At 60.8% G+C, this 18,607-nt stretch carries 18 protein-coding genes; 11 read left to right on the top strand and 7 right to left on the bottom strand.

Annotated elements, in window-relative coordinates:
- Positions 1-20: 20 nt before the first annotated feature.
- The 5 genes from AWB69_RS05605 to AWB69_RS05625 are packed head-to-tail and all read right to left on the bottom strand — an operon-like array spanning position 21 to position 5,259.
- Positions 21-842, bottom strand: coding sequence for a transporter substrate-binding domain-containing protein (locus AWB69_RS05605; RefSeq protein ID WP_062083055.1), 822 nt, complete (start codon positions 840-842; stop codon positions 21-23).
- Positions 839-2,464: a rhodanese-like domain-containing protein gene (locus tag AWB69_RS05610; protein ID WP_231936989.1), complete on the bottom strand. Its 1,626-nt coding sequence runs from the start codon at positions 2,462-2,464 to the stop codon at positions 839-841. The genes AWB69_RS05605 and AWB69_RS05610 overlap by 4 nt, the downstream gene beginning before the upstream one ends.
- 55 nt (positions 2,465-2,519) lie before the next feature.
- Positions 2,520-3,707, bottom strand: coding sequence for a cystathionine beta-lyase (gene metC / locus AWB69_RS05615; protein WP_062083059.1), 1,188 nt, complete (start codon positions 3,705-3,707; stop codon positions 2,520-2,522).
- The gene (locus AWB69_RS05620; protein WP_062083061.1) at positions 3,707-4,333 is read right to left on the bottom strand and encodes a cysteine dioxygenase family protein; all 627 of its coding nucleotides are present in this window, start codon (positions 4,331-4,333) and stop codon (positions 3,707-3,709) included. Before AWB69_RS05620 ends, metC begins: the two co-directional genes overlap by 1 nt.
- A gap of 32 nt (positions 4,334-4,365) precedes the next feature.
- Positions 4,366-5,259 carry an amino acid ABC transporter ATP-binding protein gene (locus AWB69_RS05625; protein WP_082913271.1) on the bottom strand — a complete coding sequence of 298 codons (894 nt, stop codon included), beginning with the start codon at positions 5,257-5,259 and terminating at the stop codon, positions 4,366-4,368.
- Between the two features lie 365 nt (positions 5,260-5,624).
- On the opposite strand from AWB69_RS05625, the gene AWB69_RS05630 reads away from it, so the two are divergent.
- From AWB69_RS05630 to AWB69_RS05675, 10 genes are all read left to right on the top strand, one after another.
- On the top strand, positions 5,625-6,407 hold the full coding sequence (locus AWB69_RS05630) for a transporter substrate-binding domain-containing protein (RefSeq protein WP_231936990.1): 783 nt from the start codon (positions 5,625-5,627) through the stop codon (positions 6,405-6,407).
- A 1-nt stretch (position 6,408) separates the two neighbouring features.
- Positions 6,409-7,152: an ABC transporter permease subunit gene (locus AWB69_RS05635; protein WP_062083068.1), complete on the top strand. Its 744-nt coding sequence runs from the start codon at positions 6,409-6,411 to the stop codon at positions 7,150-7,152.
- Positions 7,142-7,948, top strand: coding sequence for an amino acid ABC transporter permease (locus AWB69_RS05640; protein ID WP_062083071.1), 807 nt, complete (start codon positions 7,142-7,144; stop codon positions 7,946-7,948). The genes AWB69_RS05635 and AWB69_RS05640 overlap by 11 nt, the downstream gene beginning before the upstream one ends.
- A 145-nt stretch (positions 7,949-8,093) precedes the next feature.
- Entirely contained in the window at positions 8,094-9,113 is a 1,020-nt protein-coding gene (tauA, locus tag AWB69_RS05645) for a taurine ABC transporter substrate-binding protein (RefSeq protein ID WP_062083073.1), read from the top strand.
- Positions 9,110-9,901, top strand: coding sequence for a taurine ABC transporter ATP-binding protein (locus AWB69_RS05650; protein ID WP_062083075.1), 792 nt, complete (start codon positions 9,110-9,112; stop codon positions 9,899-9,901). Before tauA ends, AWB69_RS05650 begins: the two co-directional genes overlap by 4 nt.
- Complete coding sequence (locus AWB69_RS05655; protein WP_062083078.1) at positions 9,901-10,752, top strand: ABC transporter permease subunit; 852 nt, start codon at positions 9,901-9,903, stop codon at positions 10,750-10,752. Before AWB69_RS05650 ends, AWB69_RS05655 begins: the two co-directional genes overlap by 1 nt.
- Positions 10,753-10,866: 114 nt before the next feature.
- On the top strand, positions 10,867-11,145 hold the full coding sequence (locus AWB69_RS05660) for a YlcI/YnfO family protein (protein WP_062083081.1): 279 nt from the start codon (positions 10,867-10,869) through the stop codon (positions 11,143-11,145).
- Entirely contained in the window at positions 11,142-11,450 is a 309-nt protein-coding gene (locus AWB69_RS05665; protein ID WP_062083084.1) for a type II toxin-antitoxin system RelE/ParE family toxin, read from the top strand. Before AWB69_RS05660 ends, AWB69_RS05665 begins: the two co-directional genes overlap by 4 nt.
- Before the next feature lie 111 nt (positions 11,451-11,561).
- Positions 11,562-12,803: an MFS transporter gene (locus AWB69_RS05670; RefSeq protein WP_062083086.1), complete on the top strand. Its 1,242-nt coding sequence runs from the start codon at positions 11,562-11,564 to the stop codon at positions 12,801-12,803.
- Positions 12,804-12,903: 100 nt separating this feature from the next.
- Entirely contained in the window at positions 12,904-14,211 is a 1,308-nt protein-coding gene (locus tag AWB69_RS05675; RefSeq protein ID WP_156528750.1) for a hypothetical protein, read from the top strand.
- Here AWB69_RS05675 and AWB69_RS05680 read toward each other — a convergent pair.
- Positions 14,204-15,577 (bottom strand): hypothetical protein, encoded by a 1,374-nt coding sequence (locus AWB69_RS05680; protein ID WP_156528751.1) that lies wholly within the window; start codon positions 15,575-15,577, stop codon positions 14,204-14,206. The genes AWB69_RS05675 and AWB69_RS05680 overlap by 8 nt on opposite strands.
- A 143-nt stretch (positions 15,578-15,720) precedes the next feature.
- Positions 15,721-16,191 carry a hypothetical protein gene (locus AWB69_RS05685; protein WP_062083092.1) on the bottom strand — a complete coding sequence of 157 codons (471 nt, stop codon included), beginning with the start codon at positions 16,189-16,191 and terminating at the stop codon, positions 15,721-15,723.
- A gap of 1,399 nt (positions 16,192-17,590) precedes the next feature.
- Here AWB69_RS05685 and AWB69_RS50705 point away from each other — a divergent pair.
- Complete coding sequence (locus AWB69_RS50705; RefSeq protein WP_062083094.1) at positions 17,591-18,337, top strand: helix-turn-helix domain-containing protein; 747 nt, start codon at positions 17,591-17,593, stop codon at positions 18,335-18,337.
- Positions 18,338-18,607: the final 270 nt, after the last annotated feature.

The following is an 18,607-nucleotide window of genomic DNA, read 5'->3' on the forward strand; positions in this document are numbered from 1 at the left end:
ACCGGCCCTTGGCCCTGCACTCATTTCGACGAATACTCCTGATGCCACGCGAGCAATTGCTTTGAGGGCGGCATATGCCACTTGTTGCCCTCATCGATGAGAAAACTGCTCCGGTGCCACTCCTTCACGATCTTGTCGAATGCCGCGACCGTGTCTGTCTCGCCCTTGCGCACCCAAATTACCGAAGGCGATGGGATCAGTTGATCAGGCATTGGCGACTCGTAGTCCTGCCATTCGCCGGAGGTACTGGCGAGCCGCGCCTGAATGCCGGGCGTCACATGAACCGACGCCACGCAAGTCCCGCCGCGCAGCGCCAGCAGCGCTTCGGGCATGCCCTTGAAACCCCTGACCTGTGCCCCGTATTGTTCAATCAGCGGACGCGTGTAGTTGCTGCCTTGCGAAACGCAAACCGGCTTGCCGCGGAGATCGCTCCAGTTGTGAATACCCGCCCCCTTGTGAACCATCGCCGAGCCGCCGATCTCCTCGAACGGCGTGGGCACATAACTCAATATCTCGTCGCGCTCCTTCGTGTATTGCATGCTCGCGATCAGCGCATCAACCTTGCCTTGCTGAAGGAATTGCACCCGGTTCGGCGGCGTGACTTCCACGGCTTCAAACTTTACGCCGAGGCGTTTAGCAAGGTCCTGGGCAAGTTCGACGTTGTAGCCGACAGGCTTGCGGGTCTGCGGGTCGAGTGAACCGTAGGTGCCGTCGAGCACGACCCCGACCGTCAGCGTGCCGCGTGACTTGATCCGGTCGAGGGTGGCGTCGGCGTGAGCGCCTTGCGAGAGTGCAAGCACAGTCAGGGTAAAGCTCAATAAGGTGGTGAAGCGAAATTTCATTGGCTGGGACTTTCTGTAGCGGGTGTATCGATACGGAAAACAGCGAGCTCGTCCGGCGCGCACTGCGCGATCAGACCTGTTTCCCAATCCAGATACTGGCGGGCGGCGTCGAGGTTGCCATCGTGGCGGTCGTGAACAAAAAACAGGTAGTCGATGTGCGCCGCATCGGCAGGAAGATCGGGCGTAGACACCACGGGCAGGCCCGCTTTTTTCCAGGTGTCGATGCCGTTGGCCGCGAGATACAGCGAGGTGAAACCCCACCCGCGCAGGTCGGTAGCCGCGATGTTCGCAACCGCCGGTTCATCGGCGAATAACAGCAGCGTGTCGCCCGGGGCGGCTTTGAGCGCCGCCAGCGTCCTGGCGAGTTGCGGACGAATCGACCAGTGCGCACCAGCAGCATGTTCCCGCCGGTAAGCCGCGCTCGATCGCAAATCGAGCAGCAGCACATGGCCCGTCGCCGCCTCGCGCAGCGCCGCTGTATCGAGCAGCGGCAAGGATGATTGCACCGGTGCAACCCGCTTGCCAACGTGTAGCGTAGTTGCATTGAGGGCATCGACCAAAGCGGCTTTAAAGCCTAGCTGTACGAGCCACGTAGCAATCACGGGAGCACGTACGCCGTCGTAATCAACCAGCAGCACGCGGGCACGCCGCACGCCAATGGTCTGGTCAGTTGCCTGTACCAATTGCCCTCCCGGTGCGTGGATGGCGCTCGGCAGACCGTCGCGCGCAAACTCTTCCGGCGTGCGGACATCGATCAGAAAGGTCGTCCGATCTGGATCAGCAAGCCATTCCTGCGCAGCCGAAGCGTCGAGCGTCGCAACGCCCAAGCGCGCAGCAAGCGTAGCCGCACGCGTGCGCGCCTCGGCAACCGATGCTTCGTCCAAGACCTCCGGGTAGCGGCGCTCGCTGCCATGTTCGAGCTTGAGCCCCGCGAGCGCCCAGCCTTGCGTGCCATTCTCCAGCGCAATCACCGGATTCGGCACACCCAGATTGCGCAAGGTCTGCGCGCCAATAATGCTGCGCGTGCGGCCGGCGCAATGAATCACGATCGGCGTCGCAGGGTCGGCTACAAGCGTTCCGATCCGGTATGCCAGTTCTCCGTTCGGCACGGGAACAGCACCAGGGATCGTCATCTTTCGATGTTCATCGAGCGTGCGTCCATCGAACAACGCATGAGCCTGTCCTTTTTCGATCAGAACCGCAAGCTCCTCCGGCGAAAGATGCGGCGTCCCATGCGCGTGCTCGACGAGTTCGCCAAAGGTCTTCGATGGCAGGTTCACGCCTTTAAACAGCGTATAACCCGCGGCCAGCCAGCCGCGTGCGCCATCGTGCAGCACAGAGACTTTGGTGTAACCGAGCGCGCTCAGGCGCCGTGCCGCGAGTACCGCAATACTTGTGCTATCGGCGTATTCGCCATCGTCAAGCAGGACGATCCGTGTGCCGGGTCCCGGCACCAGTCGCGGCGCGTCTATTTCCAGCCGGCTGTAGGGCAACGGGGTCGCGAAGAACGGATGCCCTTCGCCGAACTGCCCGGCTTCGCGGACATCGAGCAAGGCGATTTCGGCTTCGTCATTGAGCCATGCGCGGACAGTGGAGGCATCGACGAAAGGCACATCAGCCACATCGTTTCGGATTGAGGTCATTTGAGCAGGGTCGCAATGAGAGGTGGGCAGCGATTCAGGACAGCACGCTGCGAAATGCCTGTGCGAGGTCGAGAATGAGATCGTCCGCGTCTTCCAGCCCGATATGCAACCGGATCACGGCTTCCTGTCCCTGCCAGTAGCTATGTGTGCGCAAGCGCCGCGGCGGGGCGATCAGCGCGAGGCTTTCATAACCGCCCCATGACGCGCCAAGGCTGAATAGCCGCAACGCGTCGATGAAAGCGGCAGCGAGGCTGGTATCGGCATCACGCAAGGCGAACGAGACCAGCCCGTTCGCGCCGTGGAAATCACGCGACCACAATGCGTGTCCGGGATCCGTGGCCAACGCCGGATGGAAAACGCGCGTGACCTGGCGTACGCGTTGCAGATAGGACGCCACGGCAAACGCGCCGCGCGCGTGTTGCGCGAGGCGTACGGGCAGCGTACGGATGCCGCGCAATGCAAGGTAGGCGTCGTCGGCGCTGACGCTCAAGCCCAGTGCGTCGTGAGCCTCTCTCAAGCGCTGCCCGATTGCTGCATCCGCGGTCGATACCGCGCCCTGCATCAGGTCCGAATGTCCGCCCAGATACTTTGTGACGGCCTGGATGGAGATATCCGCGCCCAGCGCCAGCGGTTGATAGAGCAAGCCCGCGCCCCACGTGTTGTCGGCGGCGAGCAGGACCCCTTGCTCGTGAGCAAAATCCGCAAGCGCCGGGAGATCGACAATCTCGTACAGGAACGAACTCGGCGACTCTGCATAGATCAGGCGCGTGTTGGCCTGAAGCAGCTTATGCGGCAAGCCGTCCGCCGCGCTGAAATAGCTGAAGGCAACACCCAGCCGCGTCAGCAGCGGTTCGATCCGTTCACGCACGGGCCCATAAACGCCGTCGTGCACGAGCACGTGATCGCCCGGCGACAACAAGCCGATGAACACCAGTGAGATTGCGGACAGACCTGACGGGGCAAGCAGCACGTCACGCGCCCCTTCCAGTTCGCCGATGGCCGCTTCAAGCGCCCGGTGCGTTTGCGTGCCATGCCGCCCATAGGTGCTGACCGCCTCCCCCGCGTCGCGCCGTTTATGCAGCGCCGCCTGGCTCGAGGTGCTTTCGAAACGCACCGTGCTCGTGCGTTCGACCGGCACGTTGACTGGCGCAGTGCCATCAACAAACGCCGGCGCACCGGCGCGCATCAGGCGCGTCGCTTTGTGCTGCACTGGGGCATTCATCAGCCAACCGCCTGCGTGCCGCGATGCATGTGGGTTGTGTTGTAGCGCACCACACGTCCTGTATCGAGTTCATAGCCGAGCCGGCCGGAAAGTGTTTCCAGCGGCCGCCCGTAGAGATGGAAATGCAGCGTGGGTCTTTCACCCGTTACATGGATGCTGTGAATGTCTTCGGGCAGAAACGCGATCGGTGTGCCCGGACGCACCACGACTTCACGGTCGAGATCGAGTGTGGCGCGTTCGGGGTCGGCACCGTCGTCTGTACGGTTATAGACACGGTTCAGTTCCTCGCCCTCAAGTGCAGCGATGACCGCCCATGTATCGTGGTTATGCGGAATCGTGGTCTTGCCGGGCAGCAGCGAGTTGAGATAAAGCGCGAACCCGTCCTCGCCGGGATTCAGCCGGTATCGTGTCGACGTGTCCCCGCTGCCCGCTTGCGGCGGCGGGAAATCTGCGGCGGAGAACAACTCGGCGTGATCCGCGGCAAGCGCCTGCAGATGATTGCTGATGGCATCGAGCGCGGCCCGCGTCACGCCCTGCTTCTCCACAATATGACGTACATGGTCCAGCAATGCGGTAACAGCGGCCTGGCGTTCGCCAATCTGATCGGGTATGGAGGTTGCGGTCATGTCAGGATAGGTTCGTAGTAGTTTTGCAAGAATCAGGGGGTGGCCAAAGCCAGAGCGGCACCGCTTCGCGAGCGTTTGCGCAGTGCGCGCCGGTCCTCGCCGCGTGCGCGTTGCAGAAACAGGCGCGTGCGTTCGTTCTCAGGGGCGCTGAAAATCTGCGACGGCGCGCCGTGCTCGACAATCACGCCGCCCTCGGTGAAAAACACTTCGTCGCTCACGTCTTCGGCGAAGCGCATTTCATGCGTGACCAGCACACAGGTCTGGCCGTCATCCACCAGTTCGCCAATCACTGTAAGCACTTCGCCCACCGTTTCCGGATCGAGCGCAGAGGTCACTTCGTCGAAGAGAATCAGGTCGGGGCGCATGGCAAGCGTTCGTGCAATAGCGACACGCTGCTGCTGGCCTCCGGACAGCTCGCCCGGATACGCATGGGCCTTGTCAGCCAGCCGCACCTTCGCCAGCAGCGCGTGCGCGTCGTGCTCGGCTTCGGCGCGAGAGCGCCCGAGCGCGCTCATCGGCGCAATGGTCAGGTTGGCGAGCACGTTCAGGTGCGGGAACAGGTTGTACTGCTGGAACACAAAGCCGATGTGCTTGCGCAGCGCGATTTTCTGCGCGTCGGTGCGCTGCGCGCGGACATCGATTCCATCCACGTGCACGTCGCCCTGCTGCGGCGCGATGAGGCCGTTGATGACACGTAAAAGCGTTGACTTGCCCGAGCCCGAAGGCCCGATGATGGAGACGGCTTCGCCTCGCCGCACGCTCAGGTCGATACCCTTGAGCACGTGCACCGGGCCGTAGGAGAGGTGGACATCGCGCAATGAAACCAGCACGGGATCGGCACTCCCTGCGGCACCCTGGCGCGACGGTGCATACGCAAGCGCCGACGCATCCTGAAGCGGGTCGAGCGCAAGCGCAAGTCGATTCATACGACCTCTTCAGGTGTTGTTACAGGAGCGCTGACCGCATGTTTCGAAAGAATCAACTGTGTCATCGCGGGTTTCCTTCTCAAGCGCACGAAAGCATGCTGGAGCGAAGATTCTAAGAACCATGCCCCTTTTCGATAACCAAGCATTCGTCGAATAGATAGCAGCCCGCTTGCTAACGACGCACCAAACCCTCGCGTGCGTTTTTTTGAGGCCTTAATCCACCACGCGGTGATTTGCTTAGCAGATTCGCTTCCTTGGCGATGCACCGGCAATTACCTATTCTGTCTGGCTCTCCTGCCGTTTTCATCTCCATGATCCTGACGAACCTCCGCCGCCTGATTGCTCTCATTGCGCTGGCATCGGCCATGACCGCGTCCTTTGCCGCACACGCGGATGCCACCCTCGACAAAATCAACTCCCGCCATGAACTCACGGTGGGGGTGTTGATCGGCGGCAGTCCATTCGGTTCGCTCGATCCCGCGACCCAACAACCCCGCGGTTTCAATGTAGACCTGGCTAACGAACTCGGTAAAAGACTGGGCGCGAAGGTGCAACTGGTGTCCGTGTTGCCTTCCACGCGGGTCCAGTTTCTTCAGCAGGGCAAGGTCGACATCCTGATCGCGAACATGGAATACAACGCCCAGCGCGGCGAGATACTGGACCACGTAGCGACACCCTATTACCGGGTCGGCGGCACGGCAATCACCCTTAAAACCAGCGGTATTACGCGCTGGGAAGACTTGCGCGGCAAGCCGGTGTGCATCTCTCAAGGCAGTAGTTATATTCGCCCCATAGTGGAACGCTACGGCGCGATTCCGCGGGCCTTCCCAGGCTCGTCCCAGTCATTGCTCGCGTTGCGCGGCGGGAGTTGCGTCGCGGCCGTCCATGACGCTGCACCGCTGCTTTATCCGTTATTGCAGAGCGACCCGGAGTGGCGTGACTACCGTCCACTGCAACCGGAGATAGAGCCTGCGCCGTCGGTGATCTGGGTGCGTCAAGGCGAGCACGACACCGCCGCGAAGCTGGATACGTTCGTGCGCGACCTGCATCGCAACGGCTGGTTTATCGCGACCGAAGCGAAGAACGGCCTCAACCCGCCCTCGCCCGCGCTAGCCGAGTGGCATCGTCAATTGCCTGCGGAGAACTAGCATGGACACGCTGCTGCACGGCTTCATCATGGCGACAGCGCGTCTTGGGCTTGACTACCGTTTCCTGCTCGACGACTACGAGCGCGTGCCATTCGTTCAGGGCCTGGGCGTGAGCATCGAGATCATTGTCTCGACCATGACAGCCAGCGCCGTTGCCGGGCTCGTGTTGCTGCTCGCACTGCGCGGCCGCAACCGGCTGGTCTCCGGGCTGGCGCGCGGTTTTATTGAAGTCACCCGCAACACGCCCACGCTGGTGCAGCTCTACTGCGCGTTTCTCGTGCTGAACATGCTGATCACGCAATGGCTGCATGCGCGCGGTATTGATAACCCGTTCAAGCCCTTCTTCTGGGTCGTGCTTGTATTGTCACTGCACAAGGCGGCATTTCACGCAGAAGCGCTGCGTGCAGGCTTCGACGCACTGCCTTCTCAAACGCTGGAAGGTGCGGCTTCGCTTGGGCTCAGCCGTGCCACACGTTTCTGGCGCATCGAGCTGCCGCTCGCGTTGCGCGCGGCCCTGCCGGCGCTCGTCAACAACATGGTGGAACTGGTGAAAGCCTCTGCGGTGGCATCGGCTATTGCGGTGGGGGACGTGACCTACCAGTCCATCATGATCTGGACCCAGCGCGACAATGTGCTTGCGTTGATGCTGCTGATTCTCGCCTTCTTCGGCGCGCTCACCTGGCTGGTCACGCTAGCCGGCCGCTGGCTCGAACGCCGTTACAGGGTTCCCGGCTATGGCTACTGATTCGGCTTCCACCGGTGGCAAGCTCGCCATCACGCGCTTGCCACCGGGCATTTATGGCGTTGTTGGCGTGCTCGCGGCGGGCGCCGCGTTGTGGTCGCTCGCGCCCGAGGCCGGCTCGCGTGGCGAGACACTGGCGCGCTTCGTTGAATGGACGCCGGCACTGCTCCACGGCTTCGCCATGAACGTGCTGATCAGCATTGGCGCGATTTTCATAGGGACGGTGCTTGGGCTGCTTGCGGGCGCGCTAGCGATGTCGAAAACATTCGCGGGGCGGCTGGCAAGAGTGTGGATTGTCGCATTTCGCAATGCGCCGTGGCTTGTGCTGATCTATTTCACCACCTATGTGTTTCCCTTCGAGATCCATGCGTTCGGCACCATTGTGCCGTTTCCCGACTGGCTCAAAGTGATGCTTGGGCTCGCCCTGCCGGCGAGCGCAAACATAGCGGAAGTATTTCGCGGCGCGGTGGCGTCCATCCCTTCCGCGCAGTGGGAAGCCGCTGCTTCGCTTGCGTTCTCCCGCCGGCAGATCCTGCTGAAAATAGTCGTGCCGCAATGCGTGCGCCGTATGTTGCCGCCGTGGATGAACGTGTACGCCATCATCACCATGGGCACCGCGCTGTCGTCGCTGGTCGGGATCCACGACCTGCTGGACACCGCGCAGATCGCCAGCAGTACGGTTGCACGCAGCAGCTTTACCGTGCTGACCTACGTTGCGACGCTCGTGATCTTCTTCGCGTACTGCTATCCCATTTCGTGGCTCACGCGCACATTTGAAAAGCGGCTGAGGACCGCATAAAAAGCGGGCTTGGCACTTCCAGCACAACGTGCAAAGCAACGCTTGAGCAACGTCATTTGCAACGCACGAATGCTTCTAACCGCTTGAGCGCGGATTGCTTATAGTCGAAACCCTTCCACAAGACACACTTGAACCGGGGCTTCCGATGAAACGCTTTCTCTCCTCTCTGCGCGCGTGCGCCGGCTTTGCACTCTTCGCCGTGGCCGCGAGCGCCGCTCATGCGCAGTCGCGTGAAGTCGTGATCGGCTATCAGGACATGGTCGTACCGTGGCGTTACGCTCAGGTGAGCGGCGCAGTCGAAAAAGCGACGGGCTACAAGGTGACGTATCGCAAGCTCGGAAGCGGCGCCGATGTGATCCGCGCGCTCGCATCCGGGTCGATCCAACTGGGTGAAGCCGGTTCCAGCCCGATCGCGGCCGGCCTCTCGCAGGGCGTGGATATTTCCCTGTTCTGGATCCTCGACAACATCAACGACGCCGAAGCACTCGTTGCCCGCGACGGCTCGGGCGTGACCAGGATAAGCGATCTCAAGGGCAAGAAGATCGGCCTGCCGTTCGTCTCCACCTCTCACTTCCACGCGCTGGTCGCGTTGCAAAACGCCGGGGTCGATCCGTCGACTGTAAAGATCCTGAACCTGCGGCCGCCTGAAGTGGCCGCGGCGTGGGAACGCGGTGATATCGACGCCACCTATATCTGGGACCCGGTGCTGGCGAAGGTCAAGAAGAACGGCAAGGTGCTGATTACATCGGGTGAAGTCGCGAAGGAAACCGGCAAGGCGACCTTCGACGGTTTCGCCGTCAGCCGCAAGTTCGCGCAGGATAACGGCGCGTTCGTCACGGGCCTGGTCAAGGTGCTCGCCGCTACCGACGCTGAGTATCGCGACAACAAATCTGCCTGGATAGCCGGGTCGAAGCAGGTTCAGGACGTGGCGCAGGAATCGGGGGCAACCGCTGCCGACGTGCCCGCCAGTCTTGCGCTTTACGCCTTCCCGACCGTCACCGAGCAGGCTTCACCGGCCTGGCTTGGCGGCGGCGCTCAGTCGGGCGCCGCGAAGTCGCTGGCCGCCACCGCAGCCTTCCTGAAGACGCAAGGCACGATCCAGAACGTGCTGCCCGACTATTCGGTCGGTGTCGACCCACGCTTCGTACAGCATGCATCGCGATGAGCACGCTGGACATTCGCGGCCTCGGCGTGACCTATGAGGGCGCGACAACGGCTGCCCTCGCGGGCGTCGACCTGCAGATCGACAGCGGCGAGTTCGTGGTTGCGCTCGGCGCCTCCGGATGCGGCAAGACAACCTTGCTGAACTGCCTCGCAGGCTTCATCGATCCGACTGCCGGCGAGGCGCGCCTGAATGGTGAGCTGATCGTCGGGCCCGGCGCCGAACGCGGCGTCGTGTTTCAGAAATATGCGCTGATGCCCTGGCTGAATGTGATTGACAACGTCGCGCTCGGACTTCGTTTTCAGGGCGTCGGACGGACGCGGCGTCTTGAGATAGCACGCGAAACGCTGGCCCTGGTCGGCCTGGAAAAGCACGCGAACGCGCGGGTGTATGCGCTTTCGGGCGGCATGCAGCAACGCGTGGGGATAGCACGCGCGCTTGCGAGCGATCCGCAGGTGCTGCTGATGGATGAACCCATGGGCGCGCTCGACGCGCTCACCCGCGAGACCATGCAGGAACTCGTGCTCGATGTCTGGGGCCGCACCCGCAAGACCATTTTCTTCATCACGCATAGCGTGGAAGAAGCGCTGTTCCTCGCAACGCGGCTGGTCCTGATGACGCCGGGTCCCGGCCGCATTGCCGAAAGCCACGCGTTGCCGTTTGCGCGGCAATTTCTCGAATCGCGCGACGCACGCGCGGTGAAGTCGTCGCCCACGTTCATTGAATGGCGCGAGCGGCTGGTTAGGCGACTGCACGACGGATCGCACGCTACGCTGCAGGAGGTGGGTTGATGAGTTCGATCGACTCGCTGCCGCCTGCTGTGACCGTGTCTCAAGTACAGCGCCGCCGCAAGCCACGGCGTGGCCTTCCGGGCGAAGGCCCGACTGCAGTCCTGAGTGTGCTGTCGGTGGCCGCCATTGCCGCGCTATGGTGGGCGGCAACGTCATTTCATTGGGTGGCGCCGCTTTTCCTGCCCTCGCCGCAAGCGGTGTGGAGCGCATTCATCGACGCGTGGAATGGCCGTATTCAAGGCGGTCTGCCGCTGTCCGAGCATTTGTTGTGGAGCGCCATCCGCGTGTTCGGCGCGTTCGCGCTAGCGAGCGTGACGGCTGTGCCTGTCGGCATCCTGATGGGGGTCAGCCGCATCGCACGGGGCCTGCTCGATCCACCGTTGGAGTTTTACCGGCCCCTGCCGCCGCTCGCTTATTTACCGCTGGTCGTGATCTGGTTCGGTATCGATGAAACCGCGAAGCTGATCGTGATCTATCTCGCCTGCTTCGCGCCGATTGCGATGGCGGCACGGGCAGGTGCCCGGAGCGCTACCGCGGAACAGGTGAACGCAGCGTATTCGCTTGGCGGGAGCTTCGCACAGGTCGTACGTTTTGTTGTTCTGCCGGCTGCGTTGCCCGAGATCCTGACGGGCTTGCGGATCGCTATCGGGTTTGGGTGGACGACGCTTGTCGCGGCCGAGATGGTGGCGGCAACGGCCGGACTTGGGCAAATGGTGCTGAACGCATCGAGCTTTCTCAGAACCGATGTCGTGGTGATGGGCATCGTGTTGATCGGATTGATCGCGTGGACTTTCGATCTCGGTATGCGCGCACTGGAGCGGCGGCTGGTGCCCTGGCGCGGGAAGCTTTAAGCAGTGGCCGTCCTTGGCGAGCGTGAGGGGGCGGAGCGCTGAATCGTGATCCCTTGCGCTCAAACTGAAAAAGGGCGACAATGCATCGCAATTGCGATGCATGGAGCATGAATCATGAAAACAGCTACTTTCCCGTCGGTGAGGGTCGAGCCAGAATTGCGCGAGGCCGCCGAAAGCGTCTTGCAGGAAGGTGAGAGTCTCTCCGGTTTTGTCGAACAGGCGATCCGCGAAAATATCCTCCGTCGCCAGCATCATAGTGAGTTCGTCGCACGAGGACTTGCGTCTCGTGACGACGCGAAACGCAGCGGCGACTACATTTCCGCCGAGGAAGTACTTTCTCGCTTGAGTAAGCGGCTAGACGCCGCGAAGGCGCGGAGCAAGACGCGCCGATGACGTTCGAAATACGCTTTACCGGTAGTGCCGCAGAAGATCTCGAACGACTTTACGACTTCATCCTCACACCCGATACGCAGGAAGTATCGCTGGCCGAGCGCGCTCTTCGCGCAGTCTACGAGGGCATTGCCACGCTTCGCGCCTCACCCTTTACCTGTCGAAAGGCACAGTCCAATCTTCCCTTTCTGCGGGAACTGATCATCCCTTTCGGGAGATCCGGATATTTAGCGCTATTTGAAATTGACGATAGAGATACAGTAACGATCCTGGCGGTACGACATCAGTTGGAAGACGACTACTACTAGCCGTCCATGACGAAACCGTTGGCGTAGCTGAACGTAAGCGCAAGATCCGGGGCGTATCGCGCGCCTTGGCACAGCATGATGATCAGGCCACCTCCCAAGGAGCCTCACGTCATGCATCCCCCGCCAAACCAGCGCATTTCCTTACCGCCCGCATTCCATCGTCTGGCATGGTCGAATCTGCTGGCGCAGTCCGCCGAACAGATCAGTCTTGCCGCCGCGCCGCTCGTTGCAGTGTTCCTGCTAGGCGCAAGCGCTGCGCAAACCGGCCTGCTGCAAACCGCCCAGACCCTCCCCTTCCTGCTGCTCTCGTTACCAATGGGCGTCTATGCCGACCGTCACTCCAGACGCGGACTCATGGCCAGTGCAGAAGCCGTTCGCGTACTGGCAATGATCACGATCCTCGCGCTGATCGGAGCCCACCTCCTCACACTCCCACTGCTCGCTGTCTGCGGTTTTATCGGCGCGGCGGGTACGGTCGCTTATAGCGTCGCGGCGCCTTCGCTCGTTCCCTCTCTCGTGCCCCGCGCCGCGTTGCCGGCAGCAAACGGGCGTATCGAGCTGGCGAGAAGCGTGGCGTACTCGGCGGGCCCGGCAATAGGCGGGGTGATCGTAGGATCCGTGGGGGCGGGCTGGGCCTACGCGCTGGCGACCATGCTGTCGGCCCTCGCCGTCGCGCTGCTGTGTGCGTTGCCCATCTCGGCGCATCCTCCCAGGACCGGGCGGCATTTCCTCGCCGAAGTACGCGAGGGTGCGGCTTTCGTATTCCGCGGCCCGCTGCTTCGCCCCATTCTCCTTACCGCGGTTTTCTTCAACCTCGGTTATTTCGTCTTGCAAGCGGTCTACGTGGCTTACGCGGCCCGCCATCTGCATATGTCGTCATGGGTGATCGGCATGAGCCTGGCAGCCTACGGAGCGGGCATGGTGGCCGGTGCGCTGGCGGGGCCTGAAGTGTCCCGGCGGATTTCCTTCGGCCGGACACTGGTGATCGGCCCTCTGTGCGGTTTCCTGGCATCGGTGCTGATGAGCGCAACACTATTTTCGCCAGACGTATGGATGGCCTGCGTGAGCTTCTTTTTGCTCGGCGCCGGTCCGGTGCTGTGGACGATCGGATCAACCACATTGCGCCAGGCGATCACACCCCACGCCATGCTCGGCAGAGTGTCGGCCATCATGAGCACCGCCACCTATGGAGCGCGTCCCGTTGGCGCGCTGCTGGGCGCCGCCCTCGCGACGCAGACAGGCGTGGGCGCGTGCCTGCTGATGTCGAGCGTGGCCTTCGCGATCCAGTTAGGGGTGATCGTCCTGTCCCCGGTCACGCAACTGACGGCACTTCCCGAAGGCGCGGCGTCTTGAATGAAGCGGCCGTTCAGGGACGTTATCCGTTAACATCGGGTTTCCCTGTTCGTACCTCGTCCCGCACGCTTCCGGGACCGCTTCTCCCACCGGTCATTCAATGAACCCTACAGGACGTTCGCGACGCCGCTTGCTGATCAACGCCGCCCTGTTGAGCGCGGCTGGCACTGCTGGACGGCTGGCGTCTGCCGCATCCACCGCCTCCGCCACGGCTGGAATTACGCCGTTCTCGCACGCCGCGCTCATGCGGGAACCGCCGGTCATTACACCCATGATGTTCGGTGCCAAAGCCGACGGCATGAGCGACGACACCGCCGCGTTCAACGCAATGTACGCACACGTGCGCGCCACAAGCAGTCGTACGGTATTTCTACGTGGCCATCGATATCAGGCCAATGGCAGCATCTATGCACGCGACGTCTCGACCATCGGCGAAGGCGCAACGCTGACCATGGCCGTCAATAGCGAGAAGGACAGTTACGCTTTCGAATGGGGCGGCAGCGATACATTCGTGACGGAGCTCGCATTCGATTTGTCCAACCTCGGACGCAATCCGATGCAGGGCGTTGTCAACGGATGCAATGACGCCTCGAACCAGCGCTTCTTTCGCAATCGCGTCACGGCGCACACCACGGAACCGTCGAAGCTGCAGTCGAACATCTTCGGGCTGTGGGTCCTCGGTACAGGTCTCAACGGCCTCTACGTGCTCGATAACCAGTTCGAGGGCTGCTCATACGGCGTCCAGGTCAACAACCAGGACGGCATGGACAAAAACGTCCGCAAGCAGCCGCTCGGGAAACCTTCGCAACACATTCACATCCGCGGCAACACCTGTATTGATGCAACGATCGGCGTGAATACACCGCACGTCATGTGCTCGAACGTGGTGATAGAAGGCAACACAATCACGCCAAAGAACCTGCACCTCGATCTGCCTCTCAACGTGGCGCATGTGACAGAACTGGTGGTCTACGGGAATACGGTGACGTCGAACACGGCGAGCGCGAACGGGACACTTCATATTGAGGACGCCAGCGGCGCGGTGACGGTGAGTGCGAATGTCGTGACTGCGCTCGCCGCCAACAACGGCATCCAGTTCGGCGTCGATCCAAGCGCGAGCCACGACGCACGGCCCGCCATGCGCGCCGTCATCATGGCCAATCATGTGCAGGGATCGCTTGCATCGCTTACATCAACCGCGTCGATTCCGCATGGCGAGACGATCGGTATTTTGCTGCCGGACCCCGGCACCATCGACACCACGGTCACAGGCAACTATGTGGCAGGCTTCACGCAGGGTATCAATGCGGTAGCGGCGTCTACGGTGTTCGGCAACACCATCGCAAACTGCCCCGTTCCGCTGCGCCTGTCGAAGGACAGCGCAGCCCGCCAGAACGTGGTCAAGTGATCAAGGCATCAGGTGTGTTGACCACGGGCGGCGAAGGCATCGGGCTCTCGACCGGCTGATGAGCCGCAACTGAGGGCGCAAACAGGTTGACCGATTCCCGAAAGCCGCGAAAGCCGGCAATTTTCCGCGGCTCCTTGGCCTTGCGCGGAATCATCCGGGGCACGAACACCATGCCAATGACATACATCATCGGCGCCCCCGCGATCGGCTGCGAGATCAGCGCGGTGATCAATAATGGGGTACATGCCGCGACCTTCTTCCAGTTCATGCCAGGCCCAAGCCTGAAGCCGGACAACAAGAGCACCTGACAGCCAAATCCAAACAAGCCCATCATGCCCAACTCGGCGATCAGGCAGATGCCGTCGTTCGTGGCAAGGCTTGAATAGAGCCCATTGCCAAACGGATTCCGACGCACATCGTCAAGACCCCGCCTGATCGAATCCTCGCGATCGGACAACGACGAGCCGTGCGTCACTGCCTTATCTTCCAGACCAATATAAGGGGTGTACATGGACACGGGATAAACGAGGCCGATCACCACTGCGGTCAGCACCACGCGCCATGTACGAACACGCCCCCCCGAGAACAGGGCGATGGTACCCATGGTCATCACGAGCAACGCGATCCCGAGTGACGAAAACGCGCAGATCGTCCCGCCGGCCAGACCAAACATGACTATCTTCGAACGCCGTGTGAAGGCCTCGTACGCGAGACAAAAGCAGGCCACTGCCTGATAGATCCCGGCCTCGCGAAAGAACCCGCAATAGCGGTCGAGTTTCACCGAGCCCGAAACAAAGTCGCCATAAAGCATGGAGAACGGGAAGTAGACAGCGCCGGTGGTGGTCTGCTGATGCAGCGTGACTTCGGTATAGCCCTTCACGTCGACAGTGAACAGGAACAACGACTCCTTGCCCCCGAGCAGGTTCGAGAGCGCGACGGTCACCATGCTGGACAGTCCGAGGACGGCTATGACCGTGCACAACGTCCTGAAAAACGTGCGGTTGGCTTCCTCATCGATAAGAAACGCTCCATAAGCCAGCGCGACGACCATGGTGGCGATGAACTCCTTGAACATCCAGTCGAGCTGCGACATCTCGAAGACGATCGAGATCGGACAAATGTACAGCCAGTAGAGTCCGAGCAAGCCAAGCAAGGTTGCGACGTCCCAGCGGATAACCGCGTTGGAGTACCGCGTCCTCTTCATGTTGTGCAGCACATGCAAACCGGTGAGCGGCACCGAGAGCGCGATCCCCATCGATGTGTAGCTCTCTCCGAGCGCAGCCGGGCGCATCAGGAACAGATTGAGCACCAGCCCAAGACTGACCAGGCCTGTCACGCTAGGGAACTTGAAAGAAAGTTGTCGCATCTGCATGCTTGTTCGCAACCTTGTTAAACGATGAAAGGGTCCCGGTCATGACGCCGTTCGAATCGTCGGTACAGATAGCCGAAGCGTCCTTCACACGGGAACGCATGTCGTTCACTGAAACGCCAGGAATGTTGTTCGCATGGTCATGCGCTCATCGAAAAATCCTCCGGTGAAGAAGTTGTATATGCAAGTGTCCCCCCGCGCGCAAGCATCGTGGCGGCGGTTGCGCCGTTGATCCCGGCATGCTTGCTGCCGAGAAACGCGGCGCCCTTGCTTGACCAGGACACACTGAGGCAGACGAACGGCAGCGCGACACACAAGCTCAGGCCAACCTGGCAGGACTCCGGGCGCGCAATGACAATCATGAGAAGATTGAGAAACCCGGGGACGCAAGCAACCTTCCCGTGAGCCTCCCAGCGCTTCAAGAACGATTCCGCGAAATGGAGCAAGGTCGCGCCGCCTGACGGCGCCGCTGTTCCATGGCGATATCGTTTGCGCATGGTCTGGTCGGCCTTTTCCCCGTATCGCCTGGAGAATTCCGGCCAGATGACTTGATTGAGCATGTTGATCAACTGAAAAGCGATTCTCGGCAGCGTGCGATAAGCGCTGAGCACACCAACGCCAAGGTTCCAAACAGGGTTCCGGTCCGGATCACCATGGCCCGGGTACTGGCCGCGTTCGCGGCTGGCAGCGGATCCGGTGCGGGAAGTTCAGGGCAACGACACCTGGCGCCTGGCGCCTAATGGTCGCTCGCTTGACACACTGCCTGGAATCGTCCCGTCAAAACCACCGCTGAGCACGAGCGCAAGGTCGCGTCCTTGCAAGCGCTCGCATTCACACCATTCGAATCCTTTGGGGTTGCTTGACACCTCTGATGATACGCAGGGGAAATGAAGGCGCAACGGGCTTGACCGATGCGGACAAGATGTTGGCGCGTGAGGAACAACCGCTACCATTTTTCATTTCAATGACGACGTGCTCAAGCGAGAAGCTTGGTTGAGAAGCTTAGACATCGTCATGCAACCGGCACATGTTCGACTTCGATAAACGACTTGCGCCAAGCTCCGCAGCGCCGCGTTTGACTACCGTCTTTATAGCCTTCTCGATATCACAACGGGTATCGACGTATACGTCAAACGTTTGCGCGATCCGTTCGGTGTCCGGATCTTTTTAGCCGGGCTGACGTCCTTCATGACGTCAGCCTTGCCACAGCCTCACCTCTTGCCCGTTTTCTTAATCTTATTAAGATTAAGTACCAACATTCGATGGCAATTTTGTCATCAAAGTTTCGAAAATTGTGAAGAAATTTGTCAAATATCTTTAAATTGGTGAGCCGCAATTTTAAAGAATGTATTATTGAGAGGAATGACAGGTTTCTTTGTATCTGCGGACTTGCCACCTGTCGCTTGACGACATCGAGCTGCTTCAGCGGAATGTCCCGTTGCGGATGCGCGGACGGTTCGCTCTCCTGCCCTGATCGTCTGAGGGTTGTCTGAAACCCGGCAGTGAGTCGTGGCCTGATGGCTGCCCTGTTGCCCGCCATCCTGCACCGCCCGTCAAAGCTTGCGGAGCCAAAATGAATCATCGCGAATATTGCTGTGCCCGGTCCGGGGCGCCCCGAAGGTACCCGGAATGCCGCTCGCGAAGGGGAAAGAGTGATCGAATGTGCGATAGCGCACAGTCGGAAATTAATGAATAGTTTCTTGAATCCCGTAGTTATCTTTACGACGGCTTTTATTTTCATCTAATTGAGTCATAGATAACTCCTGGATTACATTTTTCCTCGTCAATACGCGCTATTTTTAATTTCCAGGATCAATGGAATTTAATTAGAAGACACATCCTTCAATTGTCTTCTGATAAGGAAAAAGCCAGCTTCACCCATGATCGACAAAAGTCAGGCCGATCAGGGAAGGAACGAATTCAGCCAGGGCCATTAGATCGTATGCAAGCGCGGTGCGGCAGGTTCCCACCGCCTCGATAGAAAGCAATCCTTCCTGCCAAGGAGGCTGTATGGGCGACGCTGAACGCAATCTGCACCTGTTGGGTTTGGGCCGGGGTGCACCAGACTACAACTGGGCCACTGCAACCGCGCAAGTCGGCATCGTGTTTTTCCAGGACTTCGCGAACGGTACGTCGGATAGCGTGCCGGATACGATCACCGGCGTGCTGCACGTGGTCAATGAAATGCCGCCGCTGGACGGCGTGGAGGGTCGTGTTTATCACGTGCGGTTGCTGCTCGCACCTCAAGCCGGTTCGCACCCGGCGGCCGTCACGCAGGTCAGCCTGGAACAGCGCAAGACGCCGGCAGGCGTATCGCCGGACACGGGCACCAGCCCTGCATTTCTTCAGCCCTGGACAGCACGCTTCCAGCAGGATGACGGGACGGGTCAAATTCATCGGGAGTCCCCAGTTCCTGCACCAAGGGGCAACGAGAAGGTCATTGCTTCTGCAAAGTGGCTGGCGGCGAACTGTGATCGCCTGATCTCGGTCGCCGACGCAGCGCGGGCCGTGGCAATGAGCAAGCGCAACTTCCTGAGACGGTTCCGGGAGGAGATGGGCATGACACCCTCCGAGTACCTGCTGTGCGCCAGATTGAACCGTACATGCCAGTTGCTGAAGGAGAGCGATCTGCCCATCGACAAGATCGCGCGACGCAGCGGCATGGGCAGCGGTGCACGGCTAGCCAAGGTCTTTCGCAAGCGCCTCAACATGTCACCTACTGCATTCCGCGCCCGGGCACGCGTCGAAGCTGCCTGAGCGCGAACAGCAATCGACTGCTGTGCCGGATCGATAAATCCGGCGCAGGAGGGTCACGTCAGGAAGCTGCAAAGAGCTGCACCAGACGCGACACCAAAACCGGCGCACCAGGGCTGCTATTTTTGAATCCTGGTGAGCGTTGGTTATGCGGTCTTTGCGCCGCTCACCTCCACCTCACTACCACTCCCTGATGCCGGCGCCTTCCCGGCGGTCGCGTTCGCGACGACCCGGACATCGTGCGCACATTGCCTTCGCTGAGGCTCAGCGGCG

This window comes from Caballeronia udeis (genome assembly GCF_001544555.2).
GTDB lineage: Bacteria > Pseudomonadota > Gammaproteobacteria > Burkholderiales > Burkholderiaceae > Caballeronia > Caballeronia udeis.

Coding starts and splice junctions, on each gene's coding strand:
- AWB69_RS05605 (WP_062083055.1), bottom strand. CDS start 842: ATGAAATTTCGCTTCACCACCTTATTGAGCTTTACCCTGACTGTGCTT.
- metC (WP_062083059.1), bottom strand. CDS start 3,707: ATGAATGCCCCAGTGCAGCACAAAGCGACGCGCCTGATGCGCGCCGGT.
- AWB69_RS05620 (WP_062083061.1), bottom strand. CDS start 4,333: ATGACCGCAACCTCCATACCCGATCAGATTGGCGAACGCCAGGCCGCT.
- AWB69_RS05625 (WP_082913271.1), bottom strand. CDS start 5,259: ATGAATCGACTTGCGCTTGCGCTCGACCCGCTTCAGGATGCGTCGGCG.
- AWB69_RS05630 (WP_231936990.1), top strand. CDS start 5,625: ATGACCGCGTCCTTTGCCGCACACGCGGATGCCACCCTCGACAAAATC.
- AWB69_RS05635 (WP_062083068.1), top strand. CDS start 6,409: ATGGACACGCTGCTGCACGGCTTCATCATGGCGACAGCGCGTCTTGGG.
- AWB69_RS05640 (WP_062083071.1), top strand. CDS start 7,142: ATGGCTACTGATTCGGCTTCCACCGGTGGCAAGCTCGCCATCACGCGC.
- tauA (WP_062083073.1), top strand. CDS start 8,094: ATGAAACGCTTTCTCTCCTCTCTGCGCGCGTGCGCCGGCTTTGCACTC.
- AWB69_RS05650 (WP_062083075.1), top strand. CDS start 9,110: ATGAGCACGCTGGACATTCGCGGCCTCGGCGTGACCTATGAGGGCGCG.
- AWB69_RS05655 (WP_062083078.1), top strand. CDS start 9,901: ATGAGTTCGATCGACTCGCTGCCGCCTGCTGTGACCGTGTCTCAAGTA.
- AWB69_RS05660 (WP_062083081.1), top strand. CDS start 10,867: ATGAAAACAGCTACTTTCCCGTCGGTGAGGGTCGAGCCAGAATTGCGC.
- AWB69_RS05665 (WP_062083084.1), top strand. CDS start 11,142: ATGACGTTCGAAATACGCTTTACCGGTAGTGCCGCAGAAGATCTCGAA.
- AWB69_RS05670 (WP_062083086.1), top strand. CDS start 11,562: ATGCATCCCCCGCCAAACCAGCGCATTTCCTTACCGCCCGCATTCCAT.
- AWB69_RS05675 (WP_156528750.1), top strand. CDS start 12,904: ATGAACCCTACAGGACGTTCGCGACGCCGCTTGCTGATCAACGCCGCC.
- AWB69_RS05680 (WP_156528751.1), bottom strand. CDS start 15,577: ATGCGACAACTTTCTTTCAAGTTCCCTAGCGTGACAGGCCTGGTCAGT.
- AWB69_RS50705 (WP_062083094.1), top strand. CDS start 17,591: ATGGGCGACGCTGAACGCAATCTGCACCTGTTGGGTTTGGGCCGGGGT.